Source organism: Draconibacterium orientale, assembly GCF_900111425.1.
GTDB lineage: Bacteria > Bacteroidota > Bacteroidia > Bacteroidales > Prolixibacteraceae > Draconibacterium > Draconibacterium orientale.
In genome coordinates this window covers 1-20,103 of record NZ_FOHT01000053.1, presented here as the reverse complement: position 1 = coordinate 20,103, position 20,103 = coordinate 1, and the positions used below count along the sequence as shown (strand labels likewise).

At 40.8% G+C, this 20,103-nt stretch carries 24 protein-coding genes; 10 read left to right on the top strand and 14 right to left on the bottom strand.

Features of this window, described 5'->3' with window-relative positions:
• Positions 1-314 precede the first annotated feature (314 nt).
• The 11 genes from arsB to BMW53_RS19570 all read right to left on the bottom strand — a co-directional run bounded on the left by arsB (position 315) and on the right by BMW53_RS19570 (position 8,412).
• Positions 315-1,346: an ACR3 family arsenite efflux transporter gene (gene arsB / locus BMW53_RS19625; RefSeq protein WP_038564925.1), complete on the bottom strand. Its 1,032-nt coding sequence runs from the start codon at positions 1,344-1,346 to the stop codon at positions 315-317.
• Positions 1,339-2,148 carry an arsenite methyltransferase gene (arsM, locus tag BMW53_RS19620; RefSeq protein ID WP_038560039.1) on the bottom strand — a complete coding sequence of 270 codons (810 nt, stop codon included), beginning with the start codon at positions 2,146-2,148 and terminating at the stop codon, positions 1,339-1,341. Before arsM ends, arsB begins: the two co-directional genes overlap by 8 nt.
• Positions 2,149-2,267: 119 nt before the next feature.
• Positions 2,268-2,693 (bottom strand): arsenate reductase ArsC, encoded by a 426-nt coding sequence (locus BMW53_RS19615; RefSeq protein ID WP_038560034.1) that lies wholly within the window; start codon positions 2,691-2,693, stop codon positions 2,268-2,270.
• A gap of 198 nt (positions 2,694-2,891) precedes the next feature.
• Complete coding sequence (locus BMW53_RS19610) at positions 2,892-3,224, bottom strand: ArsR/SmtB family transcription factor (protein ID WP_038560029.1); 333 nt, start codon at positions 3,222-3,224, stop codon at positions 2,892-2,894.
• 262 nt (positions 3,225-3,486) lie between these two features.
• Complete coding sequence (locus BMW53_RS19605) at positions 3,487-4,419, bottom strand: magnesium transporter CorA family protein (protein WP_051567904.1); 933 nt, start codon at positions 4,417-4,419, stop codon at positions 3,487-3,489.
• Positions 4,420-4,698: 279 nt separating this feature from the next.
• Complete coding sequence (locus tag BMW53_RS19595) at positions 4,699-5,472, bottom strand: pyrroline-5-carboxylate reductase family protein (protein WP_038560020.1); 774 nt, start codon at positions 5,470-5,472, stop codon at positions 4,699-4,701.
• Between the two features lie 29 nt (positions 5,473-5,501).
• Positions 5,502-6,557, bottom strand: coding sequence for a permease (locus BMW53_RS19590; RefSeq protein ID WP_038560016.1), 1,056 nt, complete (start codon positions 6,555-6,557; stop codon positions 5,502-5,504).
• Positions 6,558-6,602: 45 nt separating this feature from the next.
• A complete protein-coding gene (locus tag BMW53_RS19585; protein WP_038560013.1) occupies positions 6,603-7,316 on the bottom strand; it encodes an aromatic aminobenezylarsenical efflux permease ArsG family transporter in 714 nt (237 codons plus the stop codon).
• A 5-nt stretch (positions 7,317-7,321) separates the two neighbouring features.
• Entirely contained in the window at positions 7,322-7,759 is a 438-nt protein-coding gene (locus tag BMW53_RS19580) for a nitrophenyl compound nitroreductase subunit ArsF family protein (protein WP_038560010.1), read from the bottom strand.
• Positions 7,760-7,820: 61 nt separating this feature from the next.
• Positions 7,821-8,051, bottom strand: a complete 231-nt coding sequence (locus BMW53_RS19575) for a thioredoxin family protein (protein WP_038560007.1) — start codon at positions 8,049-8,051, stop codon at positions 7,821-7,823.
• A 61-nt stretch (positions 8,052-8,112) separates the two neighbouring features.
• Positions 8,113-8,412, bottom strand: coding sequence for an ArsR/SmtB family transcription factor (locus tag BMW53_RS19570; protein WP_038560002.1), 300 nt, complete (start codon positions 8,410-8,412; stop codon positions 8,113-8,115).
• Between the two features lie 253 nt (positions 8,413-8,665).
• On the opposite strand from BMW53_RS19570, the gene BMW53_RS19565 reads away from it, so the two are divergent.
• The 4 genes from BMW53_RS19565 (at position 8,666) to BMW53_RS19550 (ending at position 11,443) form a co-directional block, all read left to right on the top strand.
• A complete protein-coding gene (locus BMW53_RS19565; protein ID WP_038559998.1) occupies positions 8,666-9,151 on the top strand; it encodes a glutathione peroxidase in 486 nt (161 codons plus the stop codon).
• A gap of 59 nt (positions 9,152-9,210) precedes the next feature.
• Positions 9,211-9,831: a glutathione peroxidase gene (locus BMW53_RS19560; protein WP_051567903.1), complete on the top strand. Its 621-nt coding sequence runs from the start codon at positions 9,211-9,213 to the stop codon at positions 9,829-9,831.
• A 73-nt stretch (positions 9,832-9,904) separates the two neighbouring features.
• Positions 9,905-10,348 (top strand): MarR family winged helix-turn-helix transcriptional regulator, encoded by a 444-nt coding sequence (locus BMW53_RS19555; RefSeq protein WP_038559996.1) that lies wholly within the window; start codon positions 9,905-9,907, stop codon positions 10,346-10,348.
• A gap of 99 nt (positions 10,349-10,447) precedes the next feature.
• Positions 10,448-11,443: an FAD:protein FMN transferase gene (locus BMW53_RS19550; protein WP_038559992.1), complete on the top strand. Its 996-nt coding sequence runs from the start codon at positions 10,448-10,450 to the stop codon at positions 11,441-11,443.
• Positions 11,444-11,620: 177 nt separating this feature from the next.
• Here the strand turns inward: BMW53_RS19550 and BMW53_RS19545 are convergent, their stop codons facing one another.
• On the bottom strand, positions 11,621-11,869 hold the full coding sequence (locus tag BMW53_RS19545) for a hypothetical protein (RefSeq protein ID WP_074781135.1): 249 nt from the start codon (positions 11,867-11,869) through the stop codon (positions 11,621-11,623).
• Between the two features lie 161 nt (positions 11,870-12,030).
• Here BMW53_RS19545 and BMW53_RS19540 point away from each other — a divergent pair, with 161 nt between their 5' ends.
• From BMW53_RS19540 to BMW53_RS19525, 4 genes are read left to right on the top strand one after another with little or no spacing between them, the layout of a single operon-like run.
• A complete protein-coding gene (locus BMW53_RS19540; RefSeq protein WP_038559987.1) occupies positions 12,031-12,387 on the top strand; it encodes a hypothetical protein in 357 nt (118 codons plus the stop codon).
• 48 nt (positions 12,388-12,435) lie between these two features.
• Positions 12,436-13,353, top strand: coding sequence for a hypothetical protein (locus tag BMW53_RS19535; protein ID WP_038559982.1), 918 nt, complete (start codon positions 12,436-12,438; stop codon positions 13,351-13,353).
• A 53-nt stretch (positions 13,354-13,406) separates the two neighbouring features.
• Positions 13,407-13,676: an acylphosphatase gene (locus BMW53_RS19530; protein ID WP_038559977.1), complete on the top strand. Its 270-nt coding sequence runs from the start codon at positions 13,407-13,409 to the stop codon at positions 13,674-13,676.
• 54 nt (positions 13,677-13,730) lie between these two features.
• A complete protein-coding gene (locus BMW53_RS19525) occupies positions 13,731-15,164 on the top strand; it encodes a pyridoxal-dependent decarboxylase (protein WP_217643010.1) in 1,434 nt (477 codons plus the stop codon).
• A 179-nt stretch (positions 15,165-15,343) separates the two neighbouring features.
• Here the strand turns inward: BMW53_RS19525 and nth are convergent, their stop codons facing one another.
• Positions 15,344-15,988 (bottom strand): endonuclease III, encoded by a 645-nt coding sequence (gene nth, locus BMW53_RS19520; RefSeq protein ID WP_038559973.1) that lies wholly within the window; start codon positions 15,986-15,988, stop codon positions 15,344-15,346.
• Positions 15,989-16,278: 290 nt separating this feature from the next.
• Between nth and BMW53_RS19515 the strand changes: the two genes are divergently transcribed.
• Together BMW53_RS19515 and BMW53_RS19510 are read left to right on the top strand one after the other, a co-directional pair.
• Entirely contained in the window at positions 16,279-17,544 is a 1,266-nt protein-coding gene (locus BMW53_RS19515) for a serine hydrolase domain-containing protein (protein WP_168136422.1), read from the top strand.
• Between the two features lie 3 nt (positions 17,545-17,547).
• Positions 17,548-19,434, top strand: a complete 1,887-nt coding sequence (locus BMW53_RS19510) for an ABC-F family ATP-binding cassette domain-containing protein (RefSeq protein ID WP_038559962.1) — start codon at positions 17,548-17,550, stop codon at positions 19,432-19,434.
• 11 nt (positions 19,435-19,445) lie between these two features.
• On the opposite strand, the gene BMW53_RS19505 is transcribed toward BMW53_RS19510, so the two are convergent.
• The gene (locus BMW53_RS19505; RefSeq protein WP_038559959.1) at positions 19,446-19,838 is read right to left on the bottom strand and encodes a DUF3276 family protein; all 393 of its coding nucleotides are present in this window, start codon (positions 19,836-19,838) and stop codon (positions 19,446-19,448) included.
• Positions 19,839-20,103: the final 265 nt, after the last annotated feature.

Here is a 20,103-nt window from a genome sequence, read left to right as displayed (position 1 = left end):
CTACAAGCTAAACCGGAGGTATTTTGGAGAAAAACTCTTTGACAGGCTGGTTATTGCTGGAATTACTGGACTATGACTAAATACGGATATTCAATTAAAGATTCTTTCGCTTCATTTTATTTCGCTCAGAATGACAACTAGTGAGAGAGTTTAGGTTGGGGGATGTTTTGGCGGCAAGGCCGCCAAAACATCCCCCAACAATCTAAAATGTCTAACCCTTTGTCATTCCGAGCAAAGCGAGGAATCTCTTTCTTGTTTAGTGCCCCCTGATGATAGATAATCACATTAACTCATTCTTTTCATCAGGGCATGGTTTAATACTTCCACTTATTGGCCAGCTTCACCAGCGAGAGCATTACCGGCACTTCAACCAAAACACCTACCACTGTAACCATTGCCGCCGGCGATTGTAACCCGAACAAAGCAATTGCAACAGCCACGGCCAATTCGAAAAAATTACTGGCACCGATCATTGCTGCCGGAGAACAAATGGCGTGCGGTAATTTCAATTTCCTTCCACCAAACCAGGCAATAAAAAAGATAAAGTAGGTTTGAATAACCAGCGGAATGGCCACCAGCACAATAATCAGCGGGTTATTAACGATAATATTTCCCTGAAAAGCAAACAACAAAACCAGTGTAAGCAACAAGGCAATTATTGAAACCGGTTTAAACTTCGGAAGAAACGTGTTTTTAAACCATTCTTCCCCCTTACGTTTAACAAGTACTTTATGAGTGAAATAACCCGCCAGAAGCGGCACTACCACAAATACTATAATACTGGCAACCAGCGTGTCGTACGGAATGGTAATATTTGTTATGCCCAAAAGAAAACCAACGATCGGGATAAACGCAACCAAAATAATCAGGTCGTTAACCGAAACCTGTACCAGGGTGTAATTCGGGTCTCCGTTGGTTAAATAGCTCCATACAAATACCATTGCGGTACATGGCGCTGCTCCCAGCAGTATCGCGCCGGCAATGTATTCACCTGCCTGTTCGGGCGAGATAAAAGCTGAATATAGTTTGGAGAAAAATATCCAGGCAAAAAATGCCATGGTAAAAGGTTTTATCAGCCAGTTTACAATTAAAGTAAGGATTAAACCTTTGGGGCGTTTCCCCACATTCCTGATGCTCGAAAAATCAACCTGAAGCATCATGGGGTAAATCATCATCCAGATTAAAACAGCAACCGGAATATTCACCTTGTAAATTTCCATATTACTCAATACCTGTATACTGTCTCCGGCCAGGTGCCCAATGCCAATTCCAACAGCAATACAAATTGCCACCCACAAACTGAGGTATTTTTCAAAAAATCCGATTTGTTTTTTGCTGTTACCCATTTTTTGTTCCATTAACCGTAATACTAAAAATCCCTACTTTGTTTTGCTGAATCTCATTGATGGTTTCGGAAGAAATGTATTTCGACAAAACATCCTCAGGAATTTTAATCTCCCTTTCTGCTTTTACTTCAACATCAGCAAAACCCTGCTCTTTTATCAGCGCCAGGTATTCCTCCTTAAGAATCGCCCCGGAAACGCAACCTGCATACATTTCGGCAGCTTCACGTAATTTTTGTGGCAAATTACCCAATGCTACCACGTCAGAAATACAGAAATGCCCGCCCGATTTTAATACCCGGTAAATTTCGCTGAATGCCCGTTGTTTATCGGGAACAAGATTAAGCACACAATTGCTGATCACAACATCGAATGTGTTGTCGTTTAAAGGCATATTTTCAATGTCGCCTTTAACGAAATCCATATTTTTAATTCCTGATTTTTTTAGGTTTTGGAAGGCTTTTTTCAACATCTCATCGGTAAAATCAATTCCTGTAACATGCCCTGTTTCGCCAACAATAGCGCGTGCAACAAAACAATCGTTTCCGGCTCCCGATCCAAGGTCTAAAACACTATCGCCGATTTTTATTCCGGCATATTGCGTTGGCAATCCACAGCCCAATGCAAGGTCGGCATCAGGATTGTGCCCTGCAATATTGTTATACTCTTCGCCAATCATACTGAACTCGAAGTCGCCACAACAACCCGAAACGCCGCAACAAGAATTTTCTTTCAGCAAATTACTTTTCGAAGCAATTTCGCCGTATTTTTCTTTTACAATAAGCTTTAAGTCCTCTGCTTTCATTTCCTAAAAATTGTTTATTTCAGTCGTATTCAATCTGACTCCCGGTGAAACGAAGTTCGTCCTGAGCCAATTTTCGTTCTTCTTTTTATGAATTTAAAGAATGAAAATTCATGTTCCTGTTATAATTGCGGTTTAATCTCGTCCTCGTATAGTTTAAAAAACCGTTCTTTTATTTCGTCGCGCACCCGGATAAACTCGCTCCAGATAAACTCGTCGGTGCCGGTGGCATGCGACGGATCGTCGAAACCAATGTGCAGGCGGTTTTTCACTTCACCGAAAAAAGCCGGGCAATTTTCGTTGGCACCACCACAAACGGTAATTACATAATCCCATTTGTCGTTTAAGAATTTCTGAACCGAATCGGAAGTATGTCCGCTGATATCGATCCCAATTTCGGCCATTGCTTTCACGGCTTTTCGGTTGAGTTTTCCGGAAGCTTCGGTGCCTCCCGATTCTACCTGAATACGCGCATCGAACGATTGTAAAAAGCCGTGTGCCATCTGGCTGCGGCAGCTATTACCTGTACAAAGAATTAATACTTTCATTTTATAAATTATTTATTTTTTGGCTATGATTGAATTTCAGCTAATTCCTATTCTGCAAATTGATTATCACTGACTACCCCGTCCCTAAAGGGACCAGTAACAATCAATTCGCTTCCACCCGCTGGCGGATAAGCGTAAACGAATTGATATTTAATATGTATATTCATTTTTAGTAAAATACAGCTATACATATCACGCTTATTTACATTCATAATCACCAGCATTCAGGGCACTTAAGAATTCTTCGATTACGGCTTTCACCTCAGCAATTTTCTCCGGGTTCAAACAATATTTAGTCCGAACACCTTCGATATGCCCTTGTATCAAACCTGCTTCTTTCAACTCTTTAATGTGCTGATTTACGGTGGTTCTGCCCAATGGTAATTCTTCCGAAAGATCACCGGTAATGCAACTGTTGGCTTCCGACAGGTACTGCAATATTTTTAAACGTGCCGGGTGCGCCAACACCTTAAACCAGGCAGCCTGTGTTTTTAGCTCCTCCTCAAATAATTCTGTCTTTGATTGTACCATTGTTGCTTGTTTTGACGCAAATATACGTCAAAAAACAAATCCGACGTATATATACATCCAAACAAATCATTAAATTACGGTAAACTGATTATTGCTACTTTAACAGATTCATTGAAAAATTCAATCTGTTTTACCCTAAACACTAAAGGGAACCAGATTGATTTTTTTGGTTTCACCCTTCAGGGTTGGAGTAAAAGTCCCAAAAAATTTTATTGAAAGGATAATCGGTTAAAGTGAATTATTTACTAAAGGTATATTGATTTTAGAACCACTCTCGTTTTCGGAAAATCAGGATACCGATAAGTGCCAGAACTACCGAAATTCCGAGGATGAGAAAAAATGCCCAACGATGTGTTTCCAAATTGTTTGGTACGTTCATTCCGTAAAAACTGGCTACAAGTGTCGGGATCATTAAAATAATGGAAATGGAAGCCAGCTGTTTCATTACCACGTTCAGGTTGTTTGAAATAACCGAAGCAAAAGCATCCATCATTCCACTTTGAATGTCGGAATAAATCTGTGCCATATCAAGCGCCTGTTTGTTTTCGATTATGGCATCTTCCAGCAAATCTTCGTTGATCTCACTAATCGAGCGTCGGTTTCCATTTTTTAGCTTGGCCAAAACCAGTTCGTTGGCTTTTATCGATGTAATAAAAAACACCAGGCATTTTTCCATTTTCAGCAGTCGGTTCAATTCCTTATTTCGGATCGATTTTTCCAGATCCTGCTCAATAATGGCGGTTTGCTGGTTAATGTATTTCAGGTAACGTAAATAAGTATTGGCGGTGCGCAGGAATAGTTTCAACGCAAAATTCAGTACGTCTTTCACCGGCCGAACATTATCGCGGTACAGCGACGGGCTATCGTAAGGTAGCACCTCGTTTTCCACCTGACAAATAGTAATGGTAAAACTATCGGTCATAAATATCCCGAGCGGCACCGTAAAATACGGAACTCCGTTGTCCTTGTCGGGCACCGGAATACGGATAATAATCAGCGACCAGTCGTCATCGTGCTCAATCCTCGAACGCTCATCGGTATCGAGAATATCGCGCACAACATCCTGTGGCACATTAAAGTCTTTAGTAAGTAGTTCTATTTCGTTGGCGTTGGGTTGCGTAACATTAATCCAGCAACCGCTTTCCGGCTTTTCAATTTCGTTGTATCCACCAAAGGTTTTGAAAATTTTCAACATGGTATTACCTCCTCTGTTTGTTACCGGCAGGAGGTAATTTGGCTCCTAGCGGTAAGAGTTATTTTTTAATTCTCTATGATACGGGCCTTCGTCCATATTAATTTTCGTTTTTTTTTATTCGCATGCAAAGGTAATTTTAAACGGCCAAAACCCGGCCTTTGTTCTAAAAAATATGTTAACGAACTCTTAAAGCCCAAAATATTTATGGTTTCGGAGATCAAAAAAAGAGGGTAACCCTTTAGGCGACCCTCCTTCAATTTCATCAAATCAGTAACTTTATTAAGCCTTGATCTTATCATATAAACCCAACAGTTTAGTCTCGTAAATTTCCTTAATCTGCTCTTCTGCATCGCCAATTGGTTTTACCGGAATCAGATCTTTTACCTCATCGGCTGTTAATCCGGATTTAAAGAAAATTGACAGCGATTTTTTCAATGTGGCCTCCACAGCTTTTTTTGCTTCTTTCTCATCCAAACCAGTGACTACAGCTACTTTTAGCATCTCTTCCCACTGAAACCAGAAATAGGTTGGCAACATGGCCGAAACAATGGCGTATCCTTCCAGTTTGTTCTCTGCAACCTCAAAGTTTTTGCCTAAAGCTTTAACCAGTTTCATGAAACTCTTTTTGGCCCTTTTATCAGTTTCCGGGTGAAAAGCCACAGGATTATATCCTTTGTTGATAAAGGACGTTGCATTAGGAATCATGCGAACAACCTTTGAAGTTCCCAAAGCAGCGGCAATTTTCTCAATAGTAACTTTTGGTGCCAGCGAAAGTACCTGCGTATCTTCTGTAACCATATCTTTTATGGCCGCCAGTGTTTCGGCCATTACCGGCGGATGAACAGCTAAAACTACCAATTTCTGCTGGGCGGCCTCTTGTGCCGAATCGGCAACGTCAATATCCGGAAATAAATTTTGCAGTGCACTCAGCGTTTCGCTGTTTGGTTCAAATACTTTAACGTTCTCAAAAACAACTTTTTTGTTTTTAAACGCCTGCAGAAAGATCTTTGTGATCCTTCCGCCACCAATAAATCCAATGGTTTTTGTTTTCATTTTTTGAGTTTTATCGTTAGTTGAAACAATTACATCACATAGTTAAAAATGAAACCTACGATTACAATTCCTGCAGCAACAATGCCCACAAATGCAGCAATTAATTGCCACTTTAAAACCTTCTTCAGGATGATAATTTCGGGGAGCGATAAGGCAATTACCGACATCATAAATGCCAGGGCAGTACCCAGCGACACTCCTTTTTCGATCAGTACACTAACAATGGGGATAATTCCGGCTGCGTTGGAATACATAGGAACGCCCATTAAAATGGCCAGCGGAACACCGTACCAGTTTTCTTTTCCAAGAAGCGAGCCAAGGAAATCTTCCGGAACATAACCGTGCGCCCCGGCCCCAACAGCGATACCAATTATAATGTAAATCCAGATTTTACCCACTATCTCGCGAACCGAATCAAATCCTTTCTGAATACGGTCGCTAAACGAAAGCCTTTCTTCTTCAACGCCCTCGGCATTTGCTTTTACGTTGTAAACCCAGTCGGCAACGTATTTTTCCATTTTCAATTTCCCGATCAGCCAACCCGAAAGAATGGCAATCGTTAAACCGGTGGCTACATAAATTAGCGCCACTTTCCAGCCAAACAAACCAACCAACAAAACAAGCGCAACCTCGTTTACCATAGGTGCTGCAATTAAAAACGAAAAGGTAACACCAATGGGAATGCCTGCTTCAACAAAACCCAAAAACAAGGGAATTGCGGAACACGAGCAAAAAGGAGTTACAATACCCAACAGTGCCGACATTACATTTCCGGTTAACAAGGATTTCCCCTGCAACATTTTACGCGTCTTCTCGGTGGAGAAATAGCTGCGGATTATTCCCACACCGAAAATAATCAACACCAGCAGGAGCATTACTTTTGGCACTTCGAAAATAAAAAAGCGCAGCGTTTCGGTTAAATGTTTTCCGGCCGTCATCCCAACCACATCGTCGATAATTAAATCGGCAATGTTTTGCAGATTCATGTACAATAATACCCAAACGGGTAACATTAATAGCGGAAGTAACCAACCGTTTGTTTTTCTGTTTAATGCAATCACTTTCTCTCTCATCTCTTTTACCATTCGTATTTTTACGAACTAATTCTTTAAATTTTTTTCAACCGTTTATTACGTCAACCAAGGAAAAATAAACATGACCAGGATATAATAAATCCCAACTCCAATAAACAGCACGGCAATTAAGCGGCGAAACCAGATTTCAAAGGTTTTCATTTTGTTGTACAGGTTACCGATTGAGCCAATACTGAAGGCAATTAGCCATGCAAAAATGATTACGGGAATACCTGTAGCCACCGCAAAAACGATTGGCAGATACAAGCCGCTGGCGCTGCTTATTGTCATCGGAATCAGTATTCCAAAATAAAGCACTCCGCTGTACGGACAAAAAGCCAGTGCAAATACAATTCCCAGCAATAACACACCCCAAAATCCGCTGTTCGAACGGTTTTGCATTTTTTCAGTTAATGAGCCTATTCCCGGAATGGTTAACTTCAGAACGCCAAGCATAAAAAGGCCAATTATTATCAGTAACGGACCTAAAATTTTTTCGCCCCAGATCTGAAAAAAGGAAGAAAACTCAAACTGACTGGCACCCAAAAAGAACAGCAAACCAATGGCAGTATAAGAAAAGGCACGTCCCAAAGTATAAACCAAGCCATTTAGAAATACTTTTTTCTGGCTGGTAATATCTTTACTGATGTAGCCGATTGCCGTTATGTTGGTTGCCAGCGGGCAAGGGCTTATGGCAGTCATAAGACCCAGCATAAATGCCGACAATATCGGAATTTCTGAGTTCTCAAAAATTGTTTGTAATACCTCCATCCTAATTAGAGCAGTTCGTCGATTTCAGACTTTAAGCGCTTTTCAAATTTATCCGGGTTGGTGCGTGCATTCATAAATGCCGAACTGGTAAGGTCAACCATTTCGTCGCCTTTTACCAGCAACAATGTTTGTCCGCTAATTTTGTACTTTTTCACCAACGGATTATCTTTTTCCTCTTCACGGTTGATCGACACGAAAGTTACTTTCCCTTTGTAGTTCTCTTCAATCGTTTCCTTAGCTACTTTTTCCACTGCCTGGCAGGTAACACAACGTTTTGTTGCATGAAAATAGTAGGCTTTTACTTCACTGGATTGAGGAGCTACAGCACAGCCATCACACAATACATTTGGCCCGCTTTTGGCTGCACCTGAACAACATTGAGCATTTGCCGACATTGCGCCAACAAAAAATATTACACTAAGAATATTGATTAATTTCTTCATAATATTACTGTTAAAGGTTGTTGATAATTTTTATTACTAAATCGGTTTCTGTCGTTCGCTTTTACGATAAAAGTTCTTTCAATTCTTTATCTCCCGGAAGTCGCCCACTCATAACAACTTTCCCGTCAACTACCAGCGCCGGTGTATTCATCACTCCAAACTGCATGATTTTATAGATGTCTTCCACTTTTTCAATTGTGGCTTCAATACCCAATTCACTCACTGCAGTTCTTGTTAGTTGTTCCAGCTTTTTGCACTTTGCACAGCCGGTTCCTAATACTTTTATATCCATTTTTATTGTTGTTTTTTTTGATTTATCGTCCGCGAAAACACAAACTATTTTCGTATATTTTTTAATCCAATTTCAGAAAATCTCTAAAAAGTTGTTTCGCTTCTTCCCAGTTTTCTTTGTTCACGCAATATTTAATTCGGGGAGCTTCAATTTCACCCTGAATCAATCCTGCATCCTTTAATTCTTTTAAATGTTGCGATAAAGTTGACTTTGCAATTGGCAGCTCGTCACTTAAATCGCCACTATAACAACAACTTTGTTTGCCCAGTAATTGCAATACATACACACGTACCGGATGTCCCAGCGCTTTTGCATAACGGGCTATTTTTTGTTGCTTATCTGAAATAATTTGTTCTTCCATCTATCTTTTGCTATCTATTTATTCACTTACAGACCTATCTTCATTGCGATTCATCCTCTAGGGGGACAATCTGAGGGACGAAGATAGGGGGTGCATTGTTCGTTGTTCGCAAAAGTACGAACAGTTTTTCGAAATATGAATTTATCCCTTCTTTTTATTATGATTTGTTTTATATCGCTTGCGACATATCGAATTATTCTTATATTTGTATCGCGCACGATATTTTAAGAAAGCATATAAAAACAATTATACAATGGAAAACAATTTTTATCAATTTAAAGCAACAAGTTTACAGGGCAAAGAAGTTGCCATGGACAACTACAAAGGGAAAACAGTTTTGGTAGTAAACACCGCCAGTAAATGTGGATTAACACCACAATTTGAAGGGCTGGAAAAACTCTATAAAGATTATAAGGACAAAGGATTGGTGATTCTGGGATTTCCGTGTAACCAGTTTGCCAATCAGGAGCCTGGCGATGAAAAATCGATTGCTGAAGGTTGTCTTCTTAATTATGGCGTTACTTTTCCCATGTTCTCGAAAATTGATGTAAATGGCGATAATGCTCACCCCATTTACAAATACCTGAAAAAAGAACTGGGCGGAACTTTGGGCAGTAAGATCAAATGGAATTTTACAAAGTTCCTGATCGATGCTAACGGTAATCCGGTAAAACGATTCGCCCCAACAACAAAACCCGAAAAACTGGAAAGCCACATCGCAAAACTTTTGCAGAATTAAATGGTTAACAACAGAATTGAATTCTTGAAGAAATTAATAACCGATAAAAGACTTTTAAAATGAAACAGTTACTTGCATTTTTTACTATTGCAACTTTACTTGTATTTCAGGCAGCACCTTCATTTTCTGCTGAAAAAGGCGAAGACAAACCTGCACTAAAAACCTTTCACGATTTTGTGGTGAAAGACATTAACGGCAACGATTTCGACCTTGCCCAACTAAAAGGCAAAAAGGTTTTAGTGGTGAACACAGCTAGCAAATGCGGATTGACACCGCAATTCGAACTATTGCAAAAACTCTACGAATCACTGGACAAGGAGAAATTTGAAATTATCGGATTTCCTGCCAACAACTTTTTAAAGCAAGATCCGGGTTCCAGCGAAGAAATTCTAGAATTTTGCACCTCCAATTACGGTATAACATTCCCGATGATGGATAAAGTGTCGGTTTGCGATTACATTTACACGGCGTACCCGCCCGATGAAAATAAAGCAGAAAAGGTAAGTACCGATCCCATTTACGAATGGCTCACAAAAAAGGAGCTAAACGGAGTGGCTGACACCAAAATCGAATGGAACTTCCAAAAATTCCTGATCGATGAAGACGGAAAGTTGATTGGTTCGCTGGCTCCCAACGTTATAAGCGAAATATTGATGCTTGATGAATGGTTCGAAAATTAAGCTATAAAAAATGAAGCCGCTGACACCATTTCAATAGCGGCTTCATTTTTTATCTTTGCAGAAAATAAATCACATGGAATTTGAACAGTTAAAACTCAGCAACCAGCTTTGTTTCCCCATTTATGCGGCCTCGCGCCTGATAACACGCACCTATCAGCCAATGCTCGATAAACTGGGAATTACTTACCCACAATACCTGGTTTTAATGGTGCTTTGGGAACACGATTCCATGCCGGTAAACACAATTGCCAAAAAACTGATACTGAACACCAACACCATTACACCGCTTTTAAAACGAATGGAAGTGCAGGGAATTGTAAAACGCACCCGGTCGGCAGAAGATGAACGAAAAGTAACAGTTAGCCTGACCGACAAAGGCCAGCAGTTGCGCACACAGGCAGCAGAAATACCGGAAAAGCTTGTTGCCCAACTCGACACCGACAAAATCTCGGTTGAAGAATTAATCGATTTAAGGGAGAAACTCAACCGCTTGATTGATTCCATGACTGAACAATAATCCGGTCATTCTATAAAAACTTCTTTCGTATTTCCATTCCGTATCACCGTTCCTTGCGCATAAATTTCCTAAATTCGCAGCAAATTCAACTACATAAAAATGAATCAGCGAATACTTCTCCTATTAGGATTGATCCTTATTTTTCAAGCCTGCACTACCAGCACATCAAAATACATTGCCAATAACGGAACGATTTACGGCACTTACTACAGCATAAAATATGAAAGCCCAAAGGGAGAAGACCTGCAGCCAGCCATTGATGAAGAGTTACAACGCCTGTCGCGCATTTTTTCGCATTACGACAAGCAGTCAACCATTACCAAAGTAAACAACAATTCTCCGGTTGAACTTGAACAAGAATTTACAACCTGCTTTTTAAAGGCAGAGGAAATTGCACTAATTACACATGGAGCTTTCGATATTACTGCCGGTCCGCTAATAAACGCGTGGGGATTTGGCCCTGAAGACCGCCAAAAAATGACAGCTGAAAAAGTTGATTCGTTAAAGCAAATTTGTGGATATGAAAAAATCCGCTTCGAAAATGGCCAAATCGTAAAAGAAAATCCGCACATGACGATTAATATGAGTGCCATTGCCAAAGGTTACACCTGCGACCTGATCGGCGAATTTCTGCAAAAGAAAGGTTGTTTGAATTACATGGTTGACATTGGCGGTGAAGTTGTGGCAAAAGGCGTAAACGACAAACATAAAGTGTGGACAATCGGCATTCGCGAGCCCATCGAGAATCCTTTTGAGAACGAGTTAAGTGCTGCATTAATGCTGAATAACCGCGCCATGGCAACATCAGGTAATTACCTGAACTTTTACGAAGAAGACGGTAAAAAATATGCGCACACCATCGACCCCATTTCGGGTTACCCGGTACAACACAGCTTATTAAGCGCTTCGGTAATTGCCAGAGATTGTATGACCGCCGATGCTTTTGCCACTGCGTTTATGGTATTGGGTAAAGATGCGGGTATTGAAATTGCACGACTGGTGCCGGGTATGGAAATCTATTTTATTTATGCCGACGAGAATGGTGAAAACCAGGTTTATATGTCGGAAGGTTTTGAAGAAATGCTCAGGAAATAAACTATCTCGCTGCAAGCTTACAAAGTATCAATATGGAAAACCTTTACTTAAAAAGATGAAGTATCGGAATATTGACTCATTTATCCCGATACGCTCCACTATCGGGATTAGTTCGACCATTAAAATACAGTTCGTTTCACTCCTGTAATTTGGGGCTCACTGAATAAAAAAAGCCGGTTATTTACCGGCTTCCGTATCTGTTATTAAATTCATTTTTTTGAATTGCAGTTCTTTTCGGGCATCGCGCTGTGCCAATTTATCTTGTGTGGTTGCACAATAAACACCGTTTTTCTTTAAATGCGCGTTTCCTCCAACGTGCGTATTCGGAAATTTTCCGCCTTTCAGAAACACAATCCTTAGTGCCATCCCCAACATTCCAACTCCCAGCAAGGCCACTGCTAATAAAACAACTTTCAATATTTCCATATTCTAATTTTTTCAAAATTTCCGCTGCAAAATTACAGTTTTCTAAATAACTAAGCTTATCTAAATAACTAATTTAACGGCAAATTGTTGCTGTTCGTCTAAAAGTTTCGCCGCCTTGCTCCTCAATTTTGTAAATTCATAAAAACAAAAAACAACAAATCATGGAAAAACACATTAACGTAGTTGCTACGCTGCAAATTGTTTATAGCATTTTCGGGCTAATAATTGCCACCGCTATTTTTATCCTTTTTCACGTAATTGGAGCTTTTGCCGATGATCACGAAGCAGAATTTGTACTTTCAATTATTGCCAACGTAATTATGATTGTTGCGTTTATTGTGAGCTTGCCGGGCATACTTGCCGGAATAGGTTTATTCAAACGTAAAGAATGGGCACGAATTCTCACACTCATTATTTCAGTGCTGAATTTGTTTAGTTTCCCTATCGGAACGGGAATTGGTGTTTATTCAATCTGGGCACTGGTACAACCCGAGAATGTAGAAGTATTTAAAAATTAACCCAGGGAAAAATCTTTTTCTATTTTTACAAAAAACAATCAATTCAACATGAACCTCATTCAATTGAAAGAAAGCGCGGAAGAAAAAAACCGCATCGAGAAACTTTTACACCGTACTCAAAACGAACTCACACAGGAACAGGATAAATTAGTTCGGCTAAAAAAGGAACTACAAAAAGAATTTGAAGATGTAAAGCGACTGGAAGAAGGTGGATTAACCAGCCTTTTTCATGATATTTTAGGAACGAAAGAGAAGAAGCTTAATAAAGAGCGGCAGGAATTTCTGGCAGCCAAACTAAAATTTGAGAATTGCCAAAAACAGATTATCAACCTGAAACAAGAGCTTGATAGTTTAACTCGCGAACTACAGCAATGCGGAAATCCTGAAAAAGATTACAAAGCGCTTTTATCGGAAAAAGAGCAGCACTTGAAAGCCGCAAACGATGGTACGCTTCAGAAATATGAAGAATTACTTGGAAACTACTTTTCGCAAAAGAAAGAAGTAAATGAAGCAATTCATGCCGGCGAATTGGCTATTAAAGGGTTAAAGCTGGCATTGGAATCTTTGCGCAAAGCACAGAACTGGGGAACATTTGATATGATTGGCGGAGGATTAATTGCAACGGCAGTAAAACACTCGAAAATGGACGATGCAAAAGCACTGATCCATGATGTACAGTATTGGCTTCGTAAATTCAACCGCGAACTTAAAGACGTTCAGATAAACCAGGTTAGTTCAATGGATTTACAGTTGGTTGGACTGACTACTTTTGCCGATTACTTTTTCGACAATCTAATTATGGACTGGGTAGTTCAAAGCAAAATTAACCGCTCGTACGATGGATGCGTGGATGTTCTGAACCAGGTTTCACGAATTGTTAATCAACTGCATTCGGCCGATTCCTCTTTAACCGGTAAATACAAAGCAACCAAAAAAGAACTGACCGACTATTTGGTACAAGCTTAAGCAAACTTTCAACATTATTCTTATTACTTTTACGCTTGCTTGAGTGTAAAAATATGGTTCAATACGAAATAAGAGTTACCGGCCGGGTTCAGGGAGTAGGTTTTCGCTACTACGTGCAGCAACAGGCCAAATTACTAAATGTTACCGGTTGGGTGCGTAATACAGTCGATGGCGGTGTAATGGTGCTGGCACAAGGCCCCGAACCTGCGGTAAAAACACTAGTTGATTACCTTTGGGTTGGTCCTCCCCTCTCCCTTGTAAAAAGTGTTCACCACACCGAACTTCATGTTATTGAATCGTATACCCATTTTGAAGTCAGGTAAAAAGATTTCACCCTTATCGTGAAACGCAATTCTAACAATCAAAACCACAAAAAATTGGAAAAGCTTAACTACCATATGAGCCCGGAACAGTTTCGGAAAGAAGGCAAAAAGATTATCGACTGGATTGCTGATTATTACGAACAGATTGAAGATTATCCTGTTCTTTCGCAGGTAAAACCCGGCGATATTCTGAACTCATTACCGGATGCAGCACCGCAACAAGGCGAAAGCATCGACGATATGATTAAAGACCTGGATGAGAAAATTATGCCGGGAATTACACACTGGCAGTCGCCCAACTTTTTCGCTTATTTTAATGCCAATACTTCTTTCCCATCAATTTTAGGCGATTTGGTTTCCTCCGGACTTGGTGTGCAGGGAATGCTGTGGGCAACCAGTCCGGCAGCTACGGAAGTTGAAACCCGCGTACTCGACTGGCTGGCCGATATGATGGACATGCCCGAACAATTCCGGTCAACATCGTCGGGTGGCGGTGTTATTCAGGATACCGCATCAACTGCCGCCTTAACGGCGATTATTGCAGCACGGGAACGAGTTACCGGATTTAAAACCAACGAAGACGGACTGGATAAAAAGTTGGTGGCTTATGTTTCGTCGCAAACGCACTCATCGGTAGAAAAAGGAATTAAAATTGCCGGAATCGGGCGGGCCAATTTGCGATTGATTGATGTAGATGAAAACTGCTCAATGCGGACAGACCTGCTCGAACAACAAATAAAAGAAGACCGCGCCAACGGACTCATTCCGTTTTTTGTTTGCGGAACCATTGGCACCACCTCATCAACTGCTATTGATCCGCTGCCCGAGATTGGCAGAATCAGTAAACAGGAAAAGTGTTGGTTCCATATTGATGCGGCGTCTCTGGGAACAGCTATGCTTTGCCCGGAATTCAGACATTTAGCCGATGGCGTTGAGTTGGCCGACAGTTACAGTTTTAATCCACACAAATGGATGTTTACCAACTTCGACTGTAACGTATTTTGGGTGGCTAACCGTTCTGAACTCATCAATACCTTTTCAATTCTCCCCGAATATTTACGCAACAAAGCCACCGAATCGGGCGAAGTGTTTGATTACCGCGACTGGCACATTCAACTGGGGCGACGTTTCCGGGCGCTAAAATTGTGGTTTGTAATTCGTCATTACGGCGTTGAAGGACTTCAGCACCTTATTCACGAACATGTCCGGCTTGCCAAAGCGTTTGAAAACCGGGTAAACGATTCTGAAGATTTCGAAGTGGTTGTTCCAACAACAATGAACCTGGTGTGCTTCCGTCATAAATCCGACGATGCGTTCAACCTGAAACTGATGAATACCATCAACGAAGCCGGCAAGATCTTTTTCACCCATACTAAAATAAACGGGCAGGTAGTGCTTCGCATGAATATCGGGCAAACACATAGCGAAGAAAAGCACGTTAACAATGCCTGGAAGATAATTCAGGAAACGGCCAAAACTTTAGAATGAAATTGAATAGCCGTATTGTATCATAATCATTTTTGCAACGTCATGCTGAACTCGTTTCAGCATCTTTAATCACTCAAAGTCATCAATTTGACATGAAGCCCCTGAATCCGTCAGCTGACGGATAGGGTACGTACTAATTATGACTCTTAACGAACATTCATGAATCGAATAAGTAGAAATTACTTCTTCACTTCCTTTTGATAAAACTTACACACCTCGGTTAAACCACATTTCTCACATTTTGGTTTGCGGGCCAAACAGGTGTAACGGCCGTGCAGAATAAGCCAGTGATGAGCTTTGGGCACCAGTTCTTCCGGAATGTATTTCATTAACTGCTGCTCGGTTGCCAAAGGTGTTTTTGCGTTTGTACTTAAACCTAGTCGGGCAGCTACTCTAAAAACATGTGTATCAACAGCCAGCGCCGGTTTATTGTAAACTACCGAAGCAATTACATTCGCAGTTTTTCGTCCAACACCGGGTAGTTTCTGTAAATCGTCAACATCGCTCGGCACTTCTCCATCAAATAACTCAATAAGTTTTTGTGCCATTCCAACCAGGTGCTTGGCTTTGTTATTCGGGTACGAGCAACTTCTAATGTAATCGAAAACTTCTGCCGGCTCCACCTCCGCCATTTTGTAAGGTGTTGGAAAACGTTTCAGCAATTCCGGAGTGATTTGATTTACCCGTTTGTCGGTGCATTGAGCCGATAAAATTACTGCCACAATCAACTCAAACGGATTTTCGTAATCGAGCTCTGTTTCAGCAATTGGCATTGATTTTTCAAAATAATCGATAATATATTCGAAGCGTTCCTTTTTTCTCATTTCCTGTTTTTTTCAAAAATAACTGATTTTTTTTACCATCAGCTGTAACAAAAATAAATAAGCGTAGTCATATCATAAGAATTACTTAAGCATCGTTTCGCCCCCTTATGTGAAATGGTTTTAAGTAATAATTAAACAGCAAAATAAAAAGCCGGTTCATCCGGCTTTTTCCTTTTTCGTAGGTTATTAAAACTTCATCGTGAATAAAAAATGCAGAGAAAATTCCCCTCGACCTAAAAATCAAGCAGATAAATTCTATTTTTGTTTGAAATTGTGAAGGAGGAATGGTTTTGAAGAGAAGAATTTACGTAGTTGTGGTAATAGTAGGGTTGGCAATTCTGGCTTTCAAATTACAGTCGTTTATTGGAACAGACAAGGCAGAAGCACAAGTCGCACAGCAGCTGGCTACTATTGAGCCCGAGTATAATCCCGTTGTTGAGATTGAGAATACAGTTACACTTTTTGATAGTTTACTGGAACAAAATTTAAAAGAATCGGGTACTGTTGGCGCTGCAGCTGTAATTACCTACAAAGGAAAAATAGCACTGGTAAAATGCTTCGGCGTTCGTAAAGCGGGCGAGAAAAATCCCGTAAATGAAAATACTGTTTTTCGCCTGGCTTCTGTTTCAAAATCGGTAACCGGTGTTTTGGCCGGAATTCTTGATGAAGAAAATATTGTAAAACTCGACGACCGCATTGTTGATTACCTTCCTAATTTCAAACTAAAAAATCCGGAATACACCAACCAACTTACCGTTCGACATTTACTGAGTCACACTTCCGGATTAATTCCACACGCATACGACCTGATGGTTGAAGACAAAGTGCCGCTGGAAAAAATTATTGAGCGATTAGACCAGGTTGACCAGACTGCTGCTCCCGGGCAACTTTATGCCTACCAAAATGTGGTTTACAGCATTTACGATCCGATTACGTGTGCAAAAACGCAGCAAACTTTTGAATCGGTGATGAAAGAAAAACTGTTTCAGCCATTTGGAATGGCCGATGCATCGGTAAATTTCGAAGATTTTAAAAACAACAATAACAAAGCCTATCCGCATTACAATCGCGGGCACAATCATTACAGCCCAATGCGTTTGAACGACCGTTATTACTCCACTGCTCCGGCAGCCGGTGTTAACGCCAGTATTTCCGATCTGGGTAATTTTCTGTGTACTTTAACCGACGATGACTCGGAGCTTTTCGATACAAAAGCCCGTCAAACGGTTTTTACGCCGCAGGTAAATTCGCCGCTAAAACGCACCTATTTCCGTAGCTGGGGCCGCGATGTAAAATCAAAACGATACGGCATTGGCTGGCGAATTGTTGATTACAAAGGTCGCGAAATTGCCTACCACGGCGGATATGTTTTGGGTTACAAAGCTGAAATTGCCGTTTGCGACCAGGAAGATATTGGTATTGCAATTTTAAGCAATTCGCCCAACAGTGCCACGGCTGAGAACATTCCTACTTTCCTGAATATGTTGTTTGATTACAAAGACAGCATGGCCTTACAAGAAGAACAACAAGACGATTCTTCGCAAAACAAATCGTAAATCATGAAACCATTTTTACAAGCCGAAAACCTCTCGAAACGTTGGGGAGAGTTAATGCTTTTCGAAAATATATCCTTCACTGTTTTTGAAGGAGCCAAAGTTGCTTTGATTGCAAAAAACGGAACAGGAAAATCATCCCTGCTCGATCTTTTAGCCGGTAAGGAATCGCCCGACGAAGGCATCATTACCCTCAGCAACGACGTTAAAATGGGCTATTTCGAGCAGATTCCTGACTTGAATCCGAACAACACGGTTATTGAGGAGGTTTTTGAAAGCGACAACGAAAAGATAAAAACAGTAAAAGCTTTCGAGCTGGCTATGGCCCACAACAAACAGGATGAAATTACAGCTATTTCGGCAAAAATGGACGAGCTGAATGCCTGGGCCATTGAAGTGGAAATAAAACAGATTCTTACTGAGCTCAAGATTAATTTCCTTGAACAGAAAGTTTCGGAGCTTTCGGGTGGGCAGCAAAAACGACTGGCACTGGCAAAAGTGCTGATTAACCAACCCGATTTACTGATTCTTGACGAGCCTACCAACCACCTCGATCTGGAAATGATTGAATGGCTGGAAGCATATCTCGAGAAAACAAAATCGACGCTACTCATGGTAACGCACGACCGCTATTTCCTTGATCGTGTTTGCAACGAGATCATCGAAATGGAGGACAACCAGATTTATCGTTACCAGGGCAATTACTCCTATTTCTTGGAAAAACGCGACGAACGCATTGCCATGCAACAGGCCAGCATTTCAAAGGCTAAAAACCTGATGCGAACCGAAATTGAGTGGATGCGCCGCATGCCAAAAGCAAGAAGCCACAAAGCAAAATACCGCGTTGATGCATTTCAGGATCTGAAAAACAAAGCCTCGCAAAATATTCGGGAAGACAAGGTGGAAATGAACGTAAAATCGGCGCGACTGGGCAAAAAGATTGTCGAGTTGGAGCATGTCTCCAAATCGTTCCCCGGCGTTAAGCTGATCGAAGATTTTTCGTATAAATTTCAACGTTTCGAGAAAGTGGGAATCGTGGGCAAAAACGGTACCGGGAAATCGACTTTCCTCAATCTGTTGACCCAAACATTAACGCCCGATTCAGGTGCCATTGAAATCGGTCAGACCATAAAATTTGGGTACTACCGCCAGGAAGGAATTGCTTTCGATCCGCGGGAAAAAGTAATTGAAGCCGTGCAAAAAATTGCTGAGTTTATTCATTTTGAGGATGGAACGAAGATGAGTGCGACACAAATGCTGACACATTTTCTTTTCCCGCCGGAAACGCAATACAACTACATTGAAAAGCTGAGTGGTGGCGAACAGCGGCGCTTGTACCTTTGCACGGTGTTGATGCAAAATCCGAATTTCCTCATCCTGGATGAGCCAACCAACGACCTGGATATTATGACGCTGAATGTGCTGGAAGATTATCTTCAGTCGTTTGCAGGTTGCGTGGTGGTGGTTTCGCACGACCGCTTTTTTATGGATAAAATTGTGGATCACCTCTTTGTTTTTGAAGGCGAAGGAGCGATTACCGACTTCCCAGGGAATTACACGGTTTACCGCAATAAAGTGGAGGAAGAGGAGCAACAAAAAGCCAAAGCCGAAGCGAAAAAGAAAGCGGAAGCCAAAGCAAAATCGGAAGCTGTGGCGAAACCTTCTCAACCACAAACAAAAAAGAAATTATCGTTTAAGGAAAAACGCGAGTTCGAGCAGTTGGAAAACGAAATCCCGGAACTGGAAGAACAGATTGGCGAATTGGAAGATTTGCTCAATTCGGGCACGCTGAAGCACGACGAATTATATGAAAAATCGTTGCAATTAGATGACATGAAATCGCAGCTCGACGAAAAAGAATTACGCTGGCTGGAATTAAGTGAGTTGGGGTAAAAAATCTCGGTTTAAATATCTTCGAACTCTACATCGGTGTAGTCTTTAACCGGAACTTTTTCCTCTTCACCGACTTCCTCTGTCTCGGCTACTGGTTCCACTTCCTCTCTTAGCTCTTCAGGTTGTTTGCCGTGAATAAAATCAACCACTTCCTGCAGACTTTCGATGAACTTAGTGAAGTCTTCCCGGTATAAAAAGATTTTGTGTTTCTCGTACGAGAATTTACCGTTTTCGCCAAAGCGTTTTTTGCTTTCGGTAATGGTTAGGTAATACTCATCATTTCGTGTACTTTTTACATCGAAAAAATAAGTTCTTTTTCCTGCACGAATAACTTTCGAATGAATCTCTTGCTTAAACTTGCTGTCTTTAAACTTTGCTCCCTCCTTGATATCACCGCTTTCCATTCTTCAATATTTTGGTTTTTGGACTTAGTTAGGTTTCAAAAATAGAAAAATATTTGACAAATATTCAGAATGTGTCACGAAGCACATTCATTCGATACCAAAAAATGCTATTTATATTCGTTCTATAAACAATTTTCCAAACCTAACTATTTGGGAAACAGCAATCGAGTAGAGGCTGTCCAAAAAGTAAAATTGGACAGCCTTTGTTTTTATTGTCCCTTTAAGATTTGTATCTTAAAGGTGGATATGACAATAAGATCAAACG

Coding starts and splice junctions, on each gene's coding strand:
- arsB (WP_038564925.1), bottom strand. CDS start 1,346: ATGGGTAACAGCAAAAAACAAATCGGATTTTTTGAAAAATACCTCAGT.
- arsM (WP_038560039.1), bottom strand. CDS start 2,148: ATGAAAGCAGAGGACTTAAAGCTTATTGTAAAAGAAAAATACGGCGAA.
- BMW53_RS19615 (WP_038560034.1), bottom strand. CDS start 2,693: ATGAAAGTATTAATTCTTTGTACAGGTAATAGCTGCCGCAGCCAGATG.
- BMW53_RS19610 (WP_038560029.1), bottom strand. CDS start 3,224: ATGGTACAATCAAAGACAGAATTATTTGAGGAGGAGCTAAAAACACAG.
- BMW53_RS19605 (WP_051567904.1), bottom strand. CDS start 4,419: ATGTTGAAAATTTTCAAAACCTTTGGTGGATACAACGAAATTGAAAAG.
- BMW53_RS19595 (WP_038560020.1), bottom strand. CDS start 5,472: ATGAAAACAAAAACCATTGGATTTATTGGTGGCGGAAGGATCACAAAG.
- BMW53_RS19590 (WP_038560016.1), bottom strand. CDS start 6,557: ATGGTAAAAGAGATGAGAGAGAAAGTGATTGCATTAAACAGAAAAACA.
- BMW53_RS19585 (WP_038560013.1), bottom strand. CDS start 7,316: ATGGAGGTATTACAAACAATTTTTGAGAACTCAGAAATTCCGATATTG.
- BMW53_RS19580 (WP_038560010.1), bottom strand. CDS start 7,759: ATGAAGAAATTAATCAATATTCTTAGTGTAATATTTTTTGTTGGCGCA.
- BMW53_RS19575 (WP_038560007.1), bottom strand. CDS start 8,051: ATGGATATAAAAGTATTAGGAACCGGCTGTGCAAAGTGCAAAAAGCTG.
- BMW53_RS19570 (WP_038560002.1), bottom strand. CDS start 8,412: ATGGAAGAACAAATTATTTCAGATAAGCAACAAAAAATAGCCCGTTAT.
- BMW53_RS19565 (WP_038559998.1), top strand. CDS start 8,666: ATGGAAAACAATTTTTATCAATTTAAAGCAACAAGTTTACAGGGCAAA.
- BMW53_RS19560 (WP_051567903.1), top strand. CDS start 9,211: ATGAAACAGTTACTTGCATTTTTTACTATTGCAACTTTACTTGTATTT.
- BMW53_RS19555 (WP_038559996.1), top strand. CDS start 9,905: ATGGAATTTGAACAGTTAAAACTCAGCAACCAGCTTTGTTTCCCCATT.
- BMW53_RS19550 (WP_038559992.1), top strand. CDS start 10,448: ATGAATCAGCGAATACTTCTCCTATTAGGATTGATCCTTATTTTTCAA.
- BMW53_RS19545 (WP_074781135.1), bottom strand. CDS start 11,869: ATGGAAATATTGAAAGTTGTTTTATTAGCAGTGGCCTTGCTGGGAGTT.
- BMW53_RS19540 (WP_038559987.1), top strand. CDS start 12,031: ATGGAAAAACACATTAACGTAGTTGCTACGCTGCAAATTGTTTATAGC.
- BMW53_RS19535 (WP_038559982.1), top strand. CDS start 12,436: ATGAACCTCATTCAATTGAAAGAAAGCGCGGAAGAAAAAAACCGCATC.
- BMW53_RS19530 (WP_038559977.1), top strand. CDS start 13,407: ATGGTTCAATACGAAATAAGAGTTACCGGCCGGGTTCAGGGAGTAGGT.
- nth (WP_038559973.1), bottom strand. CDS start 15,988: ATGAGAAAAAAGGAACGCTTCGAATATATTATCGATTATTTTGAAAAA.
- BMW53_RS19510 (WP_038559962.1), top strand. CDS start 17,548: ATGAAACCATTTTTACAAGCCGAAAACCTCTCGAAACGTTGGGGAGAG.
- BMW53_RS19505 (WP_038559959.1), bottom strand. CDS start 19,838: ATGGAAAGCGGTGATATCAAGGAGGGAGCAAAGTTTAAAGACAGCAAG.